We start from the raw sequence: 19,225 nt of genomic DNA, 5'->3' as shown, positions 1-19,225 counted from the left end.
CCTTGATGCCGCGAACCGTCGCCTCGCCCGAGGCAATTTCGACGCTCGTCTTGCCGTCGGCGATCTTCACCCGGCCGGCAGCGGTCGCCGGAATGCCCGCTATGGTGGCGCCGCCGGTGAAATTGGTCCAATCGCCGTCGCGCTTCAGGTCGACGCCGATGCCACTGATTTCGGTGGTTCCGGAAGTGACGCTGTCAGCCTTTATCGAACCGGCGATCGCCGGCGCCTTGAGATAATTGGCGATCAGCGCATTGACGGTGATGGCCTTGGCCGTCACGTCGCCACGCGCGATCGAAGTGCTCTTCGCATCGATCGCGACGAAGGGCGCGTCGCCCTCCTTGGCAAAGCCGATGGTGCCGTCGATGTCGCCCGTCACCGCCTGGCCGGCGAGTGCGGCCAACTGGTCGATAGCGGGCGCGTCGAGCGTCAGCGTGCCGAGCGGCATGTACGTGTCGTCCAGCGCGAGATCGCCCGAGACCTTGTTGTCGCCCAGCGAGACCAGGAATCCGTTGATCGAACGCTTGCCCTCGCTTGTCACCAGTGCTGCCTTGATATCGAGCGGCTGGTCGTTGACGGAGCCGGTCAGCGATACGTTGGCGGCGGGACTGGTGATATCGGCCTTGCCGCTCGCCGTCAGCTTGATGCTCTTCACCGTGCGGCCCGATGCCGTCAGGCTGTCGCTATCGGCGGTAACGGTGAAATCCGGCGCCGTCATCGCGCCGCTTGCCGACAGCGCGAAATCGACGCCACCGGCAACCGGCACGCCGACTGTCGGCGACAGCACGGAAACGTCGCCCAATTTGCCCTTGATGTCGGCCTGGATGTCGGTGCCCTGCATGCTGGCCGTGCCGGCGGCGCTGAGCGTGCCGGACGTGAATTCGATCGAGTTCGCGGCGAAGGATCCCTGCGGATCGCGGGCCGCGGTGGCCGAGAATTTCACCCGAGCGCCAAGCACCGAGGCGATCTGCGGCGGAAAGGCCGTCGCCACGGCATCCGCGTTCATCTTCAGCTGCATCGACAGGTCGGCAAGCGCCACCGTCGCCGTCAGAGAGGCGTTGAGTGCGTCGGAGCGCAGCGTGCCCTGGTCGATGGCAATGGCATCCTTGCTGACCGACCCGGCCAGATCGACATCGATCTTGCCGGTGATCAGCGGCGCCAGCGTCGCCACGTCGGTGTTGAGGCCACCTGCCTGCAGCTTGACGGTGACCGGCCCGGCGCGGTTCTGGATGTCAAAGCCGTCGGAATGGATCTGCGCCGCCAGATCATCCAGCCGCGTGCCGCCAGCAACGATGGAGACGAAGGAGGCGCCGATGTCGATGATCGGCGCCTTGCCGTCGCCGAAGGCGCGGGCGGTGGCATTGCTGATCGCCAGCGTGATCGGTTGCGCCTTGCTGCCGACGCTGATCACAACGGGCGGACCCTTGGCGGCGAGTTCGATCGAGAGGTCGCTGGCGCCGGCAGGATCGACAATGCCGGTCGCGGTGCCGTGCACCGCATCGCTGTCGATGTTGGCGCGGTCGACACTGACGCCACCGGCCGATGTGGCGGTGCCGGCGACATCGAAGCTGGTCTTGCCGGCAAACAGCGGCTTGAGATTCTCAGGCAGGAAGCGAGCGAAATCGCCGTCGCCCTTGGCCTCAACATGGTTACCCTTGTCGGTCAGTTGGTGCCGGCCTGTCAGCTGGGTGACGATCTTGCCGTCGACCGAGAACGTGCCGATGCCGTTCCAATTGGCGAGCGGCCCGGTGCCCGAGACAATTATGTCGACCGGCGGCGTATCGGGCAGCTTGAGCAGATTGGCGATGATGCCGCCTGCCGGCTCCGAGGCCTTGAGGTCAAGATCGAGCCTGTTGTCCGCCGGCGCAAAGTGGATCTTGGCATCGACATTGCCTTGCTTGCCGTCATGGCGGGTGACGTTGAGCACCGTCTCGACCGCCAGCGGCGCGGCATCGGCCTTGAGCATGCCCCTGGCGGCAAGTTCGGCGATGCCGCTGCCGGCCAGTTGCTGGCCAAGCGCGATCTCGGGCAGGTCGATCTGCTTGATGTCGATGGAAACCGGCAGCGTCGTCGTGCCGCCGCTCGGCGCCGGCTGCGTGCTGGCCACCGGCAACCGGGCGAGTTCTATGCGCTCGGCAGCGATGCGGTCGGCGCTGAAGTTTTTCGACAGCAGCGCCAGCGGCGACCAGTCGACGGCCACCTTGCGCGCCACCAGCCAGGCACCCTCGCGATCCTCCAGCACGACATGGTCGACGCTGAGGGCTCCCGACCAGATGCCGTCTATGCCGCTGACCGTGATCTTGCGGTCGTCGGTCGATGCCAGCCGCGAAATGATGCCGGCGAGATTGTCGCGGCCGCGCTCGGTCTTGGTTAGCACCACCAGCGCGCCGATCGCTCCCGCAATCACGATCAGCAGGGTGTAGAGAACAATGCGGAGGATGCGCCAGACTGTTTTCATCGCTCAGAATGCCTGTCCGATGCCGGCATAGATGCCGAAATGCGGATCGCCCGGATCGCGGTTGAGCGGCACGGCCGCGTCGATGCGCAGCGGCCCGAACGGCGTGACATAGCGCAGGCCGACGCCGGCGCCGACCTTGACATCGGAGAAATCGGGAACCGATTTGGTCGACACGGTGCCGGCATCGACGAACGGCACGATGCCGATCGTGTCGGTGATGGCGATGCGCATCTCGACCGAGGTTTCGAAGAAGGACAGGCCGCCGATCGGCTGGCCGGTGAAATCCTTCGGACCGATGTCCTGATAAGCGTAGCCGCGCACCGAACCGCCGCCACCGGAATAGAAGCGCCGGTCGGCCGGCACATGTTCGAGGCTGGTGCCGACGATCGAACCGATGGCGACACGTTCGGCCAGCACGAACTTGGAAGCCGAATCCAGCGACTGATAGGCCGACCCTTCGCCCCTCAGCTTCAGGAATGCCGCACCGCTCAAAATGTCGTAGCTCGGCTCGGCATAGGCCAGCACCCGGAAGCCGCTGGTCGGGTTCAGGCGGTTGTCCCTGTTGTCGTAGACATATTGCAGCGGAATGCTGGCGATCAGGTATTTGTGCTTGCCGAAAGCGTCGTGGATGCGGGAATAGTCGAGCGCCACCTCGGCGGAAACCGTCTGCTTCTTGGTCAGTTCGTAGGATAGGCCGGCGCTGCCCTTGATCGAGAAATGGTCATAGGCATCAGGATGTTCGAGCACCGTCTTCACGCCGGCGAAGAACTTCGATGCCGGTCCGATCACACCGGGTTTCTCGAACATGATGCCGGCATTGTAGTTGAGTTCGCCGAGATCGTTGCTGCCGATGCCGCTGATCTTGCCATCGATGCGCAGCTTCTCGGCCCGGCCGAACAAATTGCGGTGGCCCCAATAGCCCTCAAGGCCCAGCCCCTCGGTGTTGGAAAAAGTGCCGCCGACGCCGAAATAGCGTGGCTTGCGCTCGCTGACCTGGACGCCGATCGGAATGTTGCCGTCGGCATCGAGCTTGTCGGCTTCCTTGAACGTCACGCTGTTGAAGACCTCGAGCGCCAGCAACCGGTCGCGCGCATCGTCGATCTCTTGCGGCGAGTATTGCCGGCCGCGCTTGAGGCCGGTCATGTATTCGGTGAAGTCGCGGTCGACCTTCTCGGTGCCTTCCACGGTGGTCGGGCCATAGCCGGCGACCGGTCCGGCGGCGACCGTCAGCGTCACGTCGAGCGTCGAGGTGGCATGGTCGGCGACGATCTGGCGGTCCGTCACCTCTGCCAGCGGCCTGCCTTGCTCCTTCAGCGTCCGCACGATCAGCGCCTCGGCCTTGAGCACTGCGCCGGATCCGGCGTCGCCGCCTGATATCAGGCCATAATCGGCGCTCATCAGTCCTGCCGCGTCGCCTTGCAGCCTGATATTGCCCAAGGTGAATTTCGGCCCGGTAGCAATGTCGATCGACACGGGAACCGGCTGCGGACCCTTGAATTCGGCATCTGGCGGCAAATCGTCGAGCGGCTTGCCGTCGATGGTGACGGTGACGACGCCTTCGTAGCGGGCATCGGCATAGAGCGCGGCGACAAGCTGTTCGCGGTCGCTGCGCGCCTTGGCCATCAGCCCGAGCGAGCCTGAAACCGGACGCTCCTCGTCGCTCTTCAGCGCCGAGGCATTTTCGAGCTTCTTGACCAGGTCCTTGTCGGCGTCGGGGGCATTGATGGTCACGGCGTAGCGCAGCGGATCGACGATGTCGGCATCCTCGTCGCTGGACGATCCCCACAGCTTGATGCCGAAAAGCTCGAAAGCGGCCGCCGGGGGCGATTCGGCGACGAGCACGGTCGAGCACATCATGGCCAGCAGCAGGGCGCGCGGAAGCGCACGCCCTGGCGCGCGACCTCCTGACATCTGCTCTTCATGCGCCGGCATTAAGACAACCTAGGTTACAAAACTAAAATTGGAATGAAGTTCTGAAGCGCTCGTAAAGGGGCCACAATCCAATTGTCTGAAATAGGACGGGCTTGGAATTCACACCTTTTGCGTCGCCGCAAGAAAGCGTGATCCCCTGTCCTATGGAGGTACTACCGGTCATCGACCGGAAAGGAAACCGTTGGCAGGCGGACCCCTGCCGCGTCCTTGTGTTGACAAGCCTGACTGAAGCTTGATCATGCCCGGACGTCAGCTGTGTCTGGAGGGGTGTTATGGCAATGCGCGCGGCTCGTGGTCTTTCGATTCTGATTCTCCTGTTTTTTGCCTGGGCCAATGTCCTGGCCTGGAGCAGCGTCGCGCAAGCGGCCGAGGCCCGGCGTATCGCGACAACGGACAATTCCGATTATTTCGGCTTTGATCTCAGGTCCGACCAGAATGTGACAATCGACCAGTGCAAGACGACATGCCTGGGAGACCCGGCCTGCCGTGCCTTCACCTACAATAAAAAAGCCAAATGGTGCTTCCTCAAATCCGACTACAACCAGTTGAAAACCTTCAACGGTGCGGTCGCCGGCAAGGTCGTCAACATCGATGGCGATCCTGATATCGGCGCGCCGCCGGAACTCGCCTTCTTCCCCAACTGGATGTCCGATCAGGCCCAGCAATACCGCAACAAGCTGCTCGGCCCGGCCTATGACAAGCCGACAGAAGGCATGGCAGCCTTGATGAGTGCCGCCGAACAGGCCGTGCTGACCGGCGACCACCGCTCCGCCATGCTGAAATACGAGGCCGCTGTCTCGGTACTGCCCGATGATGGCCAGCTCTGGCTCAACCTGGCGCGTGAAACGCTGGCCGTGCAGCCCGCCGCCAGCACATCCGAAGCTTCCACTTTGCCGACGAACGGCACTTCGGCCGCATTCAATGCCTATAAACTACTGCGCACCACCAAGACGCGCGCCGAAGTGCTGGCGCTGCTCGGCAACGGCCTCGACAAGCGCGATCTCTACCGGCCGGCGCTACAGGCCTATGAGGCGAGCCTTGCCCTGAACCCGTCGCCGGCGGTCCAGGCCGACTATGTCGATCTGAAGGCGCGCAAGGGTTTCCGCGTTATCGACCACACCATCGACGCCGACACCAGCGCGCCGCGCATCTGCGCGCAATTCTCCGAAGATCTGGTCAAGACCGGCGTCGATTACGCGCAATTCGTCACCGTCGACAATGCACCGCCCAAAGGCGTCGAGGCCAAGGACAAGCAGATCTGCGTCGAAGGGCTGGAGCATGGCCAGCACTACGACGTCACCTTCCGCGCCGGCCTGCCGGCGGCAATCGGCGAAGTGACCGCGGCACCCGTGGTGCTGTCGATCTATGTCCAGGACCGCGCACCGTCCGCCCGCTTCACCGGTGATAGCTTCGTGCTGCCGGCCGGCGCGCGCCGTGGCATTCCGATCGTTACCGTCAACATGAACGCTGCCGAGATGAAGCTCTATCGCATCGGCGATCGTTCGCTCGCCCAGCTTCTGTCGGGCTACCAGTTCCTGCACCAGCTGGACGGCTATGACATCTCCAACATTTCCGAGCAGATGGGCGCGCCGGTCTGGCAAGGCCAGCTCGACATCGCCAATGACCTCAACAAGGAGGTCACCACCTCCTTCCCGGTCGACCAGGCGGTGCCGCAGCGCAAGCCCGGCGTCTACGTGCTGACCGCCCAGGCCGTCAACGACAAGAGCGACGACTACAACTCGATGGCCACGCAATGGTTCGTCGTCTCCGACATCGGCCTGTCGACCTATACCGGTCAGGACGGGCTCAATGTCTTTGCCCGTTCGCTGGGCAGCGCCAAGCCGATCGCCGGCGCCGAACTGACGCTGGTCGCCAGGAACAATGAGGTTCTGGGCACGGCGACGTCGGATGCCGACGGCCATGCCGTCTTCAACCCCGGCCTGACGCGCGGCGACGGCGGCATGGTGCCGGCCGTGCTGATGGCAAAGCAGGGCGACAATGACTTCGTCTTCCTCGACATGGGCCGGGCCGGCTTCGACCTGTCCGACCGCGGCGTCACCGGGCGCGCGGCGCCAGGTGCGCTCGACGTCTATGCCTGGACCGAACGCGGTATCTACCGCGCCGGCGAGGATGTTCATGTCGCCGCACTTGCTCGCGACGGCGCCGCCAAGGCGGTCGAAAACCTGCCGTTGACCTTCATCTTCTCGCGCCCCGACGGCGTCGAGGACCGCCGTATCGTCAGCGACGGCGCATCAGCCGGCGGCCATGCCGTCGACCTGCCGCTCGCCCCCAACGCCATGCGCGGCACCTGGTCGGTGTCGATCTACACCGATCCCAAGCAGCCCGCGGTGGCCAGCCAGATGTTCCTGGTCGAGGATTTTGTGCCGGATCGCATCGAATTCGACATGAAGGCCGACAAGCAGGAAATCGCCCAGGGCGAAACCGCCAACATCGACATTGACGGCCGCTTCCTCTATGGCGCGCCGGCAGCAGGCTTGGCGCTGGAAGGCGAGCTGACGCTGTCGACGTCGCGCGACTGGGACCGCTTCCAGGGCTTTTCCTTCGGTCTCGCCGACGAGCAGTCGGCCGAACCCACGGTCACCCCCCTCGCCGATCTACCGGTGGTTGGCGATGACGGCAAGGTGACCTTCCCGGTCTCCGTCGACCAACTGCCCTCGACCACCAAGCTGGTCGACGCCAAGGTGACGGTCAGGATGCGTGAAACCGGCGGCCGCGCCATCGAGCGCTCGCTCAACATCGGCATCCGCCCGCAGGGCCATATGATCGGCATTCGTCCGGATTTCGCCGACAATGAAGTGCCGCAGGGCGGCACGGCCAAGTTCAGCCTGATCGCCGTCGATCCCGACGGCAAGCGTGAGGCGCTGAAAGGCGCGCAATGGACGCTGGTCAAGGTCGAACGCAATTACCAGTGGTACCGCTCCAACAATTCGTGGAATTACGAGCCGGTGACCTTCACCAAGTCGATCGCCAACGGCCAGGTCGACCTCAACGCCGACGGCGACGCAACGGTCTCCGTGCCGGTCGATTGGGGTCAGTACAGGCTCGAGGTTGAAACCGCCGATCCCGAAGGACCGGCGACCAGCTACGAGTTCGACGCCGGCTGGTATGTCTCCTCGACCACCACCGAAACGCCTGACGGCCTCGAAATCGCCCTCGACAAGGACAATTATGCCGCCGGCGAAGTGGCCAAGCTGAAAATCTCGCCGCATTTTGCCGGCGAACTCTTGATCAACATCGGCTCCGACAAGCTGTTGAAGACCATCACGGCGTCAGTGCCGGCCGGCGGCAGCACCGTCGACATTCCGGTCGGCGACGACTGGGGCGCCGGCGCCTATGTCACCGCAACCCTGTTCCGGCCGGGCGATGCGCAGGAGACGCGCATGCCGGCCCGCGCCATCGGCGTGAAATGGCTGAAGGTCGATCCGGGTTCGAAGAAGCTCGCCATCACCTTGACGCCACCGGACAAGACCATGCCGCGCCAGCAGCTGTCGATCCCGGTTTCGGTCGCCGGCGTGCAGGCGGGCAGCAATGCCTATGTCATGGTTGCCGCCGTCGATGTCGGCATCCTCAACCTGACCAGCTACAAGGCGCCGGATCCGGAGAACTGGTTCTTCGGCCAGCGCATGCTGGGCATGGAAATCCGCGACATCTACGGTCGCCTGATCGACGGTTCTCTGGGCAACGCCGGCAAGCTCAGGACCGGCGGCGACGGCGCCAACATGCAGGCGCAAGGCAGCCCGCCGACCGAAAAGCTGGTCGCCTTCTTCTCCGGCGTCGTCGAGCTTGACGCCGACGGCAAGGCGCGGGTCGACTTCGACATCCCGCAGTTCAACGGCACCGTGCGCGTCATGGCCGTCGCCTGGACCAAGGACGCGGTCGGCCACGCCCAGTCCGACGTGATCGTGCGCGATCCCGTGGTCATCACCGCCGGCCTGCCGCGCTTCCTGGCGCCTGGTGACGCCGCCGTTATGCGCCTCGACGTCGCCGACACCGACGGTCCGGCCGGCGACTATGCGTTCTCGATCGAAACGACGGGTGACCTGTCGACGGGCGACAAGCCCCTGCCCCAGAAGCTGACGCTCGCCCAGGGCAAGCGCCAGACGCTGACCGTGCCGCTGATCGCTCAGACGGCCGGCAATGCCTCGCTCACCATCAAGCTTGCCCATGCCGACGGCACCAAGGTCGAGCAGACGCTCTATGTGCCGGTGCGCCCGGCGCAATTACCGGTCACCACCCGCCTGGTGGTCGACCTCAAGGGCGATGGCGGCGCGCTTCGCGTCGACAAGGAGCTGCTCGCGGCAAGCCTGCTCGACGGCGCCTCTGTCAGCGTCGGCGTTTCGCAGGCTGCCGCCTTCGACGTGCCTTCGCTGCTGATGACGCTCGACCGCTACCCCTATGGGTGCGCCGAGCAGACCACCAGCCGCGCCATGCCGCTTCTCTACGTCAATGAATTGGCGTCAGGCATCGGCATGGCCAGCGATCCAGATATCCATGGCCGCATCCAGGACGCCATCTACAAGGTTCTGAGCTACCAGGCCTCGGGCGGCAGCTTCGGCCTGTGGGGCCCGGGCTCCGGCGATCTGTGGCTCGATGCCTATGTCACCGACTTCCTGACCAGGGCACGCGAGCAGAAATACGACGTGCCGAGCCTGGCCATGAACCAGGCGCTCAGCAACCTGCAGAACTCACTCGGCTACGACCAGAGCGTCCAGGACCGGGGCAGCGAGATCGCCTACGCCCTCTACGTTCTGGCCCGCAACAAGAAGGCCTCGATCGGCGACCTGCGCTACTATGCGGACACGCAACTCGAAGCTTTTTCCAGCCCGATGGCCGTTGCCCAGCTGGCGGCAAGCCTGGCGCTCTACGGCGATACACCGCGTGCGGAATCGACGTTCAAGACTGCCCTGCAGTTGGCCAAGTCGACCACCGACTACGACTACTACCGCTCCGACTACGGTTCGCGGCTGCGTGATGGCGCGGCGATGCTGGCGTTGGCGGCGGAATCCAAGCCGGTACCGACAATCGTGCCGGAGCTGATCAAGCTGGTGACCAGGGAACGCGCCGAAGCCCGCTGGACCAGCACCCAGGACGAATCCTGGATGCTGCTGGCGGCCCGCGCGCTGAAAGAAGGCAATGATACGATCACGCTGACCGTCAATGGCGCGGCGCATTCCGGCGGCTACTCCGACCAGGTCGAAGGCTCTGACCTTGTCCACAGCCCGCTGACCATCGCCAACACCGGCAAGACCCCGCTGCAGGCCGTCGTCACCACGGTGGCGTCGCCGGTCCAGCCCCTGCCGGCCGGCGGCGATGGCTTCACCATCAGCCGCACCTACTACAAGCTCGACGGCACCGAGGCCAATGTCACCGAGGCGACGCAGAACGAACGCTATGTCGTCGTGCTCAAGGTCAACGAGCAGAACACATGGCCATCGCGCCTGCTGGTCACCGACCTGTTGCCGGCCGGCTTCGAGATCGACAATCCCGGCCTGGTCTCCAGCGCCCAGTTGACGAACTTCTCGTGGCTGGCGCAGACCGATGCGGCCCATCTCGAATTCCGCGACGACCGTTTCGTCGCGGCATTCAACCCGGCCGACGGCGACCACGACCACAATCTGACCCTCGCCTATGTCGTGCGCGCCGTGACGCCGGGTACCTATGCGCACCCCGCGGCAACGGTGGAAGACATGTATCGGCCGCAATACTCGGCCCGCACCGCCACCGGCATGATGGAGATCAAGGCGCCGTAAGGCGCTGATGGTGATGGACGCGATGAGCAAAGTGCCCCCTCACCCGCCCTCCGCTTCGCTCGGTCGACCTCTCCCCGAGGGGAGAGGAGACGGCCAGCGCTGGCGCCAGTCTCTTCTCCCCACCGGAGAGAAGGCGGCCGCGAAGCGGCCGGATGAGGGGGCATCTTTACTGCCATGAAGATGCTTCGCAAATTCGCTGTTGGAGCGGCAGGGTGCGCCGGCATCCTCGCCCTTTCCGCCGCGTCCCTCTGGGAACTCGACCGCGCCTTCCCGCCCCCGCTTCCAGCCGAACTCACGGTCTCCACCGAAGTCCAGGACCGCGACGGCCAGTTGTTGCGCGCCTTCGCCACGCCGGACGGCTACTGGCGGCTCGAAACCCGGCTCGACCAGGTCGACAAGCAATTCGTCGACATGCTGGTCACGTACGAAGACAAACGTTTCTGGGACCATGAGGGCGTCGACGTGCTGGCGCTGGCGCGCGCCGCCGGCCAGTTCGCCACCAGCGGCCACATCGTTTCCGGCGGCTCGACGCTTTCGATGCAGCTTGCCCGGCTGATCGAGCCGCGCGAAAGCCGCAGCCTCGGCTCCAAGATCAAGCAGATGCTGCGCGCCATCCAGATCGAACGGCGGCTGTCGAAACGCGAAATCCTCGAACGCTACCTCACGCTGGCGCCTTATGGCGGCAATCTGGCAGGCGTGCGCGCCGCCTCGCTGGCCTATTTCGGCAAGGAGCCGAAACGGCTCACCGTTTCCGAATCCGCCCTGCTCGTCGCTCTGCCGCAGCTGCCGGAAAAGCGCCGGCCCGACCGCAATTTGAAGATCGCCCACGCCGCCCGCGACCGGGTGCTGACCCGAATGGTCTCCTCCCGCCTGCTCGGCGAGCGCGAGGCCGCACGGGCCGCCCTCGACGATGTCTCGGACCTGCGCCGCACGCTGCCGGCGCTCGCCGCGCACGCCGCCTATGCGATGTTGCCCAAGGCCGTCCCCGGCCAACCCTTGCAACTGACGATCCGCAAGAGCGTCCAGGAGGGGCTGGAACAGGTGGCGAAGGACGCGGCCACCAAGCTCGGCCCTCGCCTGTCGGTCGCCATGGTGCTGGCCGACTCCCGCACCGGCGACATCCTTGGCGAAGTCGGCTCGGCCAATTTCTTCGACGCCAGCCGCTCCGGCTGGATCGACATGACAAAGATCGTCCGCTCGCCCGGCTCGACGCTGAAGCCGTTCATCTACGGTCTTGCCTTCGAACAGGGCCTGGTGGCGCAGGAGACGCTGATCGATGACAGCCCTGTCGATTTCTCCGGCTACCGGCCGAAGAATTTCGACATGGGCTACCAGGGCGATGTCAGCATCCGGCAAGCGCTGCAACTGTCGCTCAACGTGCCGGCGATCCGCGTGCTCGACGCGGTCGGGCCAACGCGGCTGATGGCGCGCTTCCGCCAGGCCGGCGTCAGCCCCATACTGCCGGTCAACGAGGCGCCGGGCCTGGCCATCGGCCTTGGCGGCGTAGGCGTCACGCTGCGCGACCTCGTCCAGCTCTACACAGGGCTCGCCAATGGCGGCAAGACGCACGCGCTGCATGACGGCACCGAGCCGGCCAATGCCGAGCGCACCAGCGCCACCATCCTCGACGGTCAGGCCAACTGGCAGATCATCGACATACTGTCGGGCGTCAAGCCGCCCGAGGGTGCCCTGCAGCGCGGCATTGCCTACAAGACCGGCACGTCCTACGGCTACCGCGACGCGTGGTCGGTCGGCTTCGACGGCCGCTATGTGCTCGGTGTCTGGGTCGGCCGTCCCGACGCCGGCGCGGTGCCCGGACTGTCCGGTTATGTCTCGGCCGCTCCCATCCTGTTCGACGGTTTTGTCCGCTCGGGCCTGGCCGCCGTCCCCTTGCCGGGCAAGCCGCCCGGACTGTTCAGCCCCAGGCGCGAGGACCTGCCGGTGACGCTCGCCCGCTTCGGCGCCGGGGCGGACGGCCTGGTGCAGGCGACAGTGACCGAACCCGCACCGACCATCATCTTCCCGCCCGACGGCGCCCGCGTCGATCTCGGCACCAATTCGGTCGACGCCTCGCCGCTGGTGCTGAAACTGCAAGGCGGCCGTGCGCCGTTCCGCTGGCTCGCCAACGGCAAGCCGCTGGTGGGCATCGACCGTCGCCGCACCGCGACCTGGCAGCCCGACGGCGCCGGCTATTCGACGCTGACCGTCATCGACGCCGCGGGACGCGCGGCGAGCGTGAAGGTGTTTGTCGAATAGACGGCTGCAAGCGATTCGTGGAATTGGCTTTCCACAGGCTCAGCGGATAGCGGGATACTTCACCCATGCCTGTTCCGAGGCACCCCCCTCTGGCCTGCCGGCGATCTCCCCCGCAAGGAGGGCGATCGGATGTCCTTGCCGCTTTCGCCAGTTATCAATGGTGGGGCAGGACGCCAAAGCTGACAATCTCCCCCCTTGCGGGGGAGATGCCTGGCAAGGCAGAGGGGGGTGCCTCGCGCGATCCTTTCCTGTCGGCAGCCTCAGCACTGGCAGCAACAATCCTTGTCACGGCAATCACCCTCCCTGCTCTCGCTGACCCACTCCCCGCCGGCTTTGTCCGGCTCGCCGATGTCGACCCCTCGATCCGCCAGGACATCCGCTACGCCGGATCGGATAATTTTCTGCACCGCAAGGTGAACGGCTATGGCGCCCCGGTCTGCATCCTCACCGAGGATGCGGCGAAGGCACTCTCCGCTGTCCAGAAAGCGATCGCGGCCAAACGCCTGACCCTGGTGGTGTTCGATTGCTACCGCCCTGCCCGCGCCGTCGCCGACATGGGCGAATGGACAAAACAGGGCGGGCCGCCCGATCCGCAATGGTATCCGGAGGTCAGGCGCAGCGACCTGATCGCCAAGGGCTATGTCGGAGAGTTGTCGACTCATTCACGTGGCTCGACCGTCGACGTCGCCGTCGCCCGGATGGACCGCAGGTCCAGCCCAAACCCGGCCTGCGGCACCGGGGATGCCGACACGCTCGATTTCGGTACCGGTTTCGACTGCTTTGATTCAATGAGCGAAACCGCATACCGCGGCCCTGCCAGTGAAGCGGCGGCAAATCGCAAGATGCTTGTCGAAGCCATGCGCGCCGGCGGCTTCAAGAACTATGCAAGGGAATGGTGGCACTTCACGCTGAAAAGCGAACCGTTCGCCAAACAGCGTTTCGACTTTCCCATCACCGCCGATTGAGGCACCGGATCAAATTCCACACCTTGCCTCGGCACTACCCATTGCTAGATAGGCTGAGTGGCAGGGCCATGGATTCTTCCTTTGGCCGCAAGAGGAAAATATTTCTCCAAAGGACGAAATGGCGCCGAACATTTTCTCAAGAGGGGCAAAAAAGGCAACATTGAATGCATCTAATTTCTACCAATTCGGTAGATTTGGCGCGGGTTCAACGGAGGCAGAAATGACCAAACCTCATTTCAGGAAACTGCTCGGCGCACTGGTCGCCACATCTGTCCAGTTCGGCACGCTCGGTTTCGCGTTTGCCGATACCACCATTCTCAACGTCTCCTACGATCCGACACGCGAGCTCTACAAGGCCTATGACGAAGCTTTCGTCGCCCATTGGAAGGCCGAGACCGGAGAGACGGTCACCGTCCAGCAGTCGCATGGCGGATCGGGCGCCCAGGCCCGCGCCGTGATCGACGGCCTCGACGCCGACGTGGTGACGCTGGCACTCGAAGGCGACATCAATGCCATCGTCTCGAAGTCGAAGAAGATCAATCCGGACTGGCGCACCAAATTCGAAAACAATTCGGCGCCCTACACCTCGACCATCATCTTCCTCGTGCGCAAGGGCAATCCCAAGGGCATTCACGACTGGAGCGACCTCGTCAAGGACGGTGTCCAGGTGATCACGCCCAATCCCAAGACGTCCGGCGGCGCGCGCTGGAACTATCTCGCCGCATGGGCCTACGCCAACGCCAATGACGGCGGCGACGAGACCAAGACCAAGGAGTTCGTCGGCAAGCTCTACGCCAATGCCCCGGTGCTCGACACCGGCGCGCGCGGCTCGACCGTGACCTTCGCGCAAAAGGGTCTCGGCGATGTGCTTATCGCTTGGGAAAACGAGGCCTATCTGGCGCTCGACGAGTTCGGCGCCGACAATTTCGACATCGTCTACCCGCCGACCTCCATCCTGGCAGAACCGCCGGTGGCGGTGGTCGACGCCAATGTCGATGCCAAGGGCACGCGCAAGATCGCCGAAGCCTATCTGAGCTGGCTCTATTCCAAGGAAGCGCAGACGATCATCGCCAAGAACCATTATCGTCCTGCCAAGCCCGATCTGGTGCCGGCCGAGGACCTCGCCAAGCTGCCGCCGATCAAACTTGTAACCATCGACGATCCACAGTTTGGTGGCTGGAAAAAAGCACAGCCTTATCATTTCGGCGATGGTGGTATATTCGACCAGATCTACAAGCCCCAGTAAGCAGTCGATATTCAGGACGACATGACCACAGCACCCGCCCAAGCGGGGTGGCGATTCAGGCAGCCGAGCGTCATTCCGGGTTTCGGATTGACGCTCGGCTTCTCGCTTGCCTACCTCACCCTCATCATTCTCATCCCGCTATCCGGGCTGCTCTGGCGCTCGGCCGCCCTTGGCTGGCCTGAATTCTGGGCGATCGCCACCGATCGCCGCACCATCAATGCGCTGAGAATCAGCTTCGGCACTGCCTTCGTCGCGGCTGCTGTCAACGTCGTCTTCGGCACGCTGGTCGCATGGGTGCTGGTGCGTTACCGCTTCCCCGGCCGCCGCATCGTCGATGCCATGGTCGATCTGCCCTTCGCCTTGCCGACGGCTGTGGCCGGCATCGCGCTGACCACGCTCTACGCGCCGAACGGCTGGATCGGCAAATTGCTGATGCCGCTCGGCATCAAGGTCGCCTATACCCCGCTGGGTATCGTCATCGCGCTGATCTTCATCGGCCTGCCCTTCGTCGTGCGCACCGTGCAGCCGATCATGGAGGAGATCGACAAGGAAGTGGAGGAAGCCGCGGCCACCCTTGGCGCCAATCGTTTCCAGATCATCACCCGCATCCTGTTTCCGGGCCTGGCGCCGGCCATCGTCACCGGCTTCGCGCTCGCCTTCGCGCGCGGCGTCGGCGAATACGGCTCGGTCATCTTCATCGCCGGCAACTTGCCCTACAAATCAGAGATCGCGCCGCTGCTGATCGTCATCCGGCTGGAGGAATACAATTACCCGGCGGCAACCGCGATTGCGGCGATCATGCTCGCTCTGTCATTCATCATGCTTTTGGTCGTCAATCTCGCACAGTCGTGGAGCCGCAAGCGCTATGGCTGATCCGGAGATCAAATCCTACGAACCGCACCATGAAAGCCAATCGGCGGCGGTCACGGAAAGCCGCCCGGCGCGACTGGCCCTGATGGCCGTCGCCTTTGCCTTCCTCGGCATTTTCCTGCTCTTGCCGCTGATCATCGTCTTCAACGAAGCCTTCGCCAAGGGCATCGGTGCCTACACCGAAGCGCTCGGCAATCCCGACACACGCTCGGCGATCCGGCTGACGCTGCTGGTCGCCGCGATCTCGGTACCGCTCAACATTGTGTTCGGCATCTCCGCCGCCTGGGCGATCGCCAAGTTCGAGTTCAAGGGCAAGGCCTTCCTGACCACGCTGATCGACCTTCCCTTCTCGGTCTCCCCGGTCATATCGGGCCTCGTCTATGTGCTTCTGTTCGGCGCCCAGGGGCTGCTCGGCACCTGGCTGAAAGCGCATGGCATCGTCATCCTGTTTGCCGTGCCGGGCATCGTGCTGGCCACAATCTTCGTCACCTTCCCCTTCGTCGCCCGCGAGTTGATCCCGCTGATGCAGGAGCAAGGCAATGGCGACGAGGAGGCAGCGCTTTCGCTTGGCGCCAATGGTTGGCAGACCTTCTGGTACGTGACCTTGCCCAACGTCAAATGGGGGCTGCTCTACGGCGTGCTCCTGTGCAATGCGCGCGCCATGGGCGAGTTCGGCGCAGTCTCGGTGGTGTCGGGCCATATACGCGGCCTGACCAACACCATGCCGCTGCATGTCGAAATCCTCTATAACGAGTACAACGCCGTCGGCGCCTTCGCCGTCGCTTCATTGCTTGCGGGCCTGGCGCTCGTCACGCTGGTCTTGAAAACACTTCTCGAGATGCGCTACGGCGCCGAGATCGCCGCGACGCGCGGACACTGACAGAGGGATTTGCATGGAAGTTCGCGTTGCCAACGTGCGCAAGGAGTTTGACCGGTTTCCGGCCCTCCACGACGTGTCGCTCGACATCAAGTCGGGCGAACTGATCGCGTTGCTGGGGCCGTCCGGCTCCGGCAAGACGACGCTGCTCAGGCTGATCGCCGGACTGGAGCGGCCGACGCGGGGAAATATCTTCTTCGGCGACGAGGACGCCTCGCACAAGTCGATCCAGGATCGCAATGTCGGCTTTGTCTTCCAGCACTATGCGCTGTTCCGGCATATGACGGTGGCGGACAATATCGGCTTCGGCCTGAAGGTCCGGCACGGGCCGTCGCGCCCGCCGGCGCAGGAGATCCGCCGCCGCGCCTCCGAGCTTCTGGACCTTGTCCAGCTGTCGGGGCTGGAAAAGCGCTATCCGGCGCAGCTTTCCGGCGGCCAGCGGCAGCGCGTGGCGCTGGCGCGCGCCATGGCCATCGAACCCAAGGTGCTGCTGCTCGATGAACCGTTCGGCGCGCTTGACGCGCAGGTGCGCCGGGAATTGCGCCGCTGGCTGCGCGAAATCCATGACGCCACCGGCCACACCACCGTCTTCGTCACCCACGACCAGGAAGAGGCGCTGGAGCTTGCCGACCGCGTCGTGGTGATGAGCCAGGGCCGCATCGAGCAGGTCGGCACCGCCGACGATATCTACGACACGCCGAACTCGCCCTTCGTCTACGGCTTCATCGGTGAATCGAGCTCGCTTCCCGTCAAGGTCGAGAATGGCGAGATCTGGCTCGCCGATCGTCCGATCGGGATTGCCGCGCCCAACGAGCCCTCGGGCGATGCGACGCTCTATTTCCGCCCGCACGATGTCGAACTGCTGGACGGCTGCAGCGGCTGTATCGCCGGCACGGTCGCCGCCAGCCGCCGCGTCGCCGGCACGCGCCGGGTCGAGCTAGAGATCGGTGGTGAGCGCCAGCGGGTCGAAATCGAACTGCCGGTCGATCACCCCGCGGCCCAGAAAAGCCGGGTGGCGTTCCGCCCGGGGCGCTGGAAGCTGTTTCCGGCGGCTTGAACCTCGGTCGAGCGCTATGCCAGCCAGTTTTCGACCTTCAGATTCCTGATCCGGGTGAACTCGCCCGTGTTGGCGGTCACCAGCGTGGCGCCCAATGCACAGGCATGAGCGGCGATAAAAAGATCGTTGTGGCCAATGGTCTGGCCGGCGGCTTCAAGCTCGGCGCGAAGTCCGCCATACTCGGCATCCACCGGCACATCGAGCGGCAAGACAGGAATCTCGGCCAGCAAGTCTTCAACCTTCTTGAGCAGCTTGGCCGATCCCTTCCTGGCGCAGCCATATCGCAATTCCGAGGCGACCACGATGCTGGTGCAAACCGCGTCATCTCCCTCGCGCGACATTGCCCTCGCGGCCTTGCCAGCCGGGTTTCGGATCATGTCGCTGATAATGTTCGTATCCAGCATGAACCGCATCTAGAAAATGTCCTCGGATTTGACTGGCGTGTCGTCGATCTCGGGGAGGTCGTCTTCAGGATCGAGCGGCGGCTCTTTCGCCCATTGGGCGAGCAGCGCGGTAAGGCCATGTTTGCGAACCGGCTCGATGACAAGACGATCGCCTTCCCGGCTGATCAGGACTTTTTCGCCGGGAAGCTCGAACTCGACAGGAATGCGCACCGCCTGGCTTCGGTTGTTGCGAAACAGCTTCGCCTCCTTGGGCGGCGTTGTTGAATGACGGTTCTGGGGCATGTTGCAGCTCTTTTGTATATGCCATTTGTATATGCCAAACGACACCACGATGCAAGGTCCGGGAAAGCTCGGTCGGCTCTCTTCACGCTCCGAGCGACACGGCTATCCTTTCATCACGCCTTTCAGCGACAGCACCAAGGTCATCGGGTTTTTGGGCGAAGCCGCAAAGCCATAGTGTTCGTAAAAGGCTTTCGCTTCGTCCGATATGGCATGAACGAAAATGCCGCGAATCCCGAGGATCGTCGCGGCGTGAGCGGCGCGCCGAACGGCGTCTTGCAGCAGCGCGGCACCCAGCCCCTTGCCTTGCCAGCCCGCGTCGACGGCAAGACGCCCGAGCACGACCATCGGAATGGGATCAGGCATGTTGCGACGAATGGCGCCGGGTGCCTGCGCCAGATCAAGCCCGCCCGAAGAGAGGCAGTAATAACCGACAACCCGCGCGTCTTCCGCCACCACATAGGTACGCGACGCGCCGCTGACCTGGTTGGCTCGCGCCCTCAGGCGAAGCCATTGGTCGAGACTTTCCGTCCCGCTTTGAAAAAGGTCGAGATCGTGGTTTTCGGCCAGAGGCGCGGGCGCCGATAGTATCATCCCTGCCACGGCCTGGGCACGTTCATAAGGCGTGCAAAACCTTCACCGCTTGGCGTCTCATCGAGGATGTCGAGATAGTGCCGATAGCTCTCGGGATCCACCTTGATCAGTGCCTGGTCGAGCAGCGTGTCCTCGGCCGCACGATATGCAGCATCGATCATAAAGTCGGAACGGGTCTTCCCGCGTATTTTCGCAGCACGGTCGATCAATATGCGCACATCCTCTCGGATGCGCAGATTGACAGGCTTGGCGTGGGTCTCGGGTGTGGCCTTTGTCATGGCAGCGCTCCTTGTCGCTCCCGTAGCACACCTGCATACACAATGTGTATCTTTTTTCGGAACAGTCAAACGAATTGGAACGATCGGCGTCCACCGAGGCGAAGTCGCACTTGAAAGAAAAAACTACGAACCTTCTATTCCGGGGATAGGTTTTCTAGAAGCGATGCATTGATCCTCGGACCCATGCCTCGTCGCACACCACGCACCCCGGCTATGGTCCGATCATAACGCATTGCATCGG

12 protein-coding genes and 1 pseudogene are annotated in these 19,225 nt (G+C 64.0%); 7 read left to right on the top strand and 6 right to left on the bottom strand.

The annotated features are described in order from the left end of the window. Both EN955_RS14840 and EN955_RS14835 read right to left on the bottom strand, forming a co-directional pair. Nucleotides 1–2,455 (bottom strand): annotated as a pseudogene (locus tag EN955_RS14840) (translocation/assembly module TamB); the annotation flags it as partial. Between the two features lie 3 nt (nt 2,456–2,458). Beyond that, nucleotides 2,459–4,387, bottom strand: a complete 1,929-nt coding sequence (locus EN955_RS14835; RefSeq protein ID WP_024501519.1) for an autotransporter assembly complex family protein — start codon at nt 4,385–4,387, stop codon at nt 2,459–2,461. 272 nt (nt 4,388–4,659) lie between these two features. On the opposite strand from EN955_RS14835, the gene EN955_RS14830 reads away from it, so the two are divergent. The 7 genes from EN955_RS14830 (at nt 4,660) to EN955_RS14800 (ending at nt 17,429) form a co-directional block, all read left to right on the top strand. Next, nucleotides 4,660–10,158, top strand: coding sequence for an alpha-2-macroglobulin family protein (locus tag EN955_RS14830; protein ID WP_024501520.1), 5,499 nt, complete (start codon nt 4,660–4,662; stop codon nt 10,156–10,158). Between the two features lie 174 nt (nt 10,159–10,332). After that, a complete protein-coding gene (pbpC, locus tag EN955_RS14825) occupies nt 10,333–12,414 on the top strand; it encodes a penicillin-binding protein 1C (RefSeq protein WP_024501521.1) in 2,082 nt (693 codons plus the stop codon). Nucleotides 12,415–12,620: 206 nt separating this feature from the next. Further along, nucleotides 12,621–13,379: a M15 family metallopeptidase gene (locus tag EN955_RS14820; RefSeq protein WP_245265283.1), complete on the top strand. Its 759-nt coding sequence runs from the start codon at nt 12,621–12,623 to the stop codon at nt 13,377–13,379. Between the two features lie 220 nt (nt 13,380–13,599). Next, a complete protein-coding gene (locus EN955_RS14815; protein WP_013530876.1) occupies nt 13,600–14,625 on the top strand; it encodes a sulfate ABC transporter substrate-binding protein in 1,026 nt (341 codons plus the stop codon). 21 nt (nt 14,626–14,646) lie between these two features. Further along, on the top strand, nt 14,647–15,498 hold the full coding sequence (cysT, locus tag EN955_RS14810; protein ID WP_013530875.1) for a sulfate ABC transporter permease subunit CysT: 852 nt from the start codon (nt 14,647–14,649) through the stop codon (nt 15,496–15,498). Continuing rightward, nucleotides 15,491–16,375 carry a sulfate ABC transporter permease subunit CysW gene (cysW, locus tag EN955_RS14805; protein ID WP_013530874.1) on the top strand — a complete coding sequence of 295 codons (885 nt, stop codon included), beginning with the start codon at nt 15,491–15,493 and terminating at the stop codon, nt 16,373–16,375. Before cysT ends, cysW begins: the two co-directional genes overlap by 8 nt. Nucleotides 16,376–16,388: 13 nt before the next feature. Further along, on the top strand, nt 16,389–17,429 hold the full coding sequence (locus tag EN955_RS14800; protein ID WP_024501523.1) for a sulfate/molybdate ABC transporter ATP-binding protein: 1,041 nt from the start codon (nt 16,389–16,391) through the stop codon (nt 17,427–17,429). Between the two features lie 14 nt (nt 17,430–17,443). Here the strand turns inward: EN955_RS14800 and EN955_RS14795 are convergent, their stop codons facing one another. The 4 genes from EN955_RS14795 to EN955_RS14780 all read right to left on the bottom strand — a co-directional run bounded on the left by EN955_RS14795 (nt 17,444) and on the right by EN955_RS14780 (nt 18,984). Further along, nucleotides 17,444–17,842, bottom strand: a complete 399-nt coding sequence (locus tag EN955_RS14795) for a type II toxin-antitoxin system VapC family toxin (protein WP_024501524.1) — start codon at nt 17,840–17,842, stop codon at nt 17,444–17,446. Continuing rightward, nucleotides 17,843–18,115 (bottom strand): AbrB/MazE/SpoVT family DNA-binding domain-containing protein, encoded by a 273-nt coding sequence (locus EN955_RS14790; RefSeq protein WP_024501525.1) that lies wholly within the window; start codon nt 18,113–18,115, stop codon nt 17,843–17,845. Between the two features lie 102 nt (nt 18,116–18,217). Beyond that, nucleotides 18,218–18,703, bottom strand: coding sequence for a GNAT family N-acetyltransferase (locus EN955_RS14785; protein ID WP_024501526.1), 486 nt, complete (start codon nt 18,701–18,703; stop codon nt 18,218–18,220). Continuing rightward, the gene (locus EN955_RS14780) at nt 18,703–18,984 is read right to left on the bottom strand and encodes a DUF1778 domain-containing protein (protein ID WP_024501527.1); all 282 of its coding nucleotides are present in this window, start codon (nt 18,982–18,984) and stop codon (nt 18,703–18,705) included. Before EN955_RS14780 ends, EN955_RS14785 begins: the two co-directional genes overlap by 1 nt. Nucleotides 18,985–19,225 lie beyond the last annotated feature (241 nt).

The organism is Mesorhizobium sp. M7A.F.Ca.CA.001.04.2.1 (assembly GCF_003998485.1).
In the GTDB taxonomy this organism is placed as follows: Bacteria; Pseudomonadota; Alphaproteobacteria; order Rhizobiales; family Rhizobiaceae; genus Mesorhizobium; species Mesorhizobium ciceri.
This window is presented reverse-complemented; position numbering and strand designations above follow the sequence as displayed.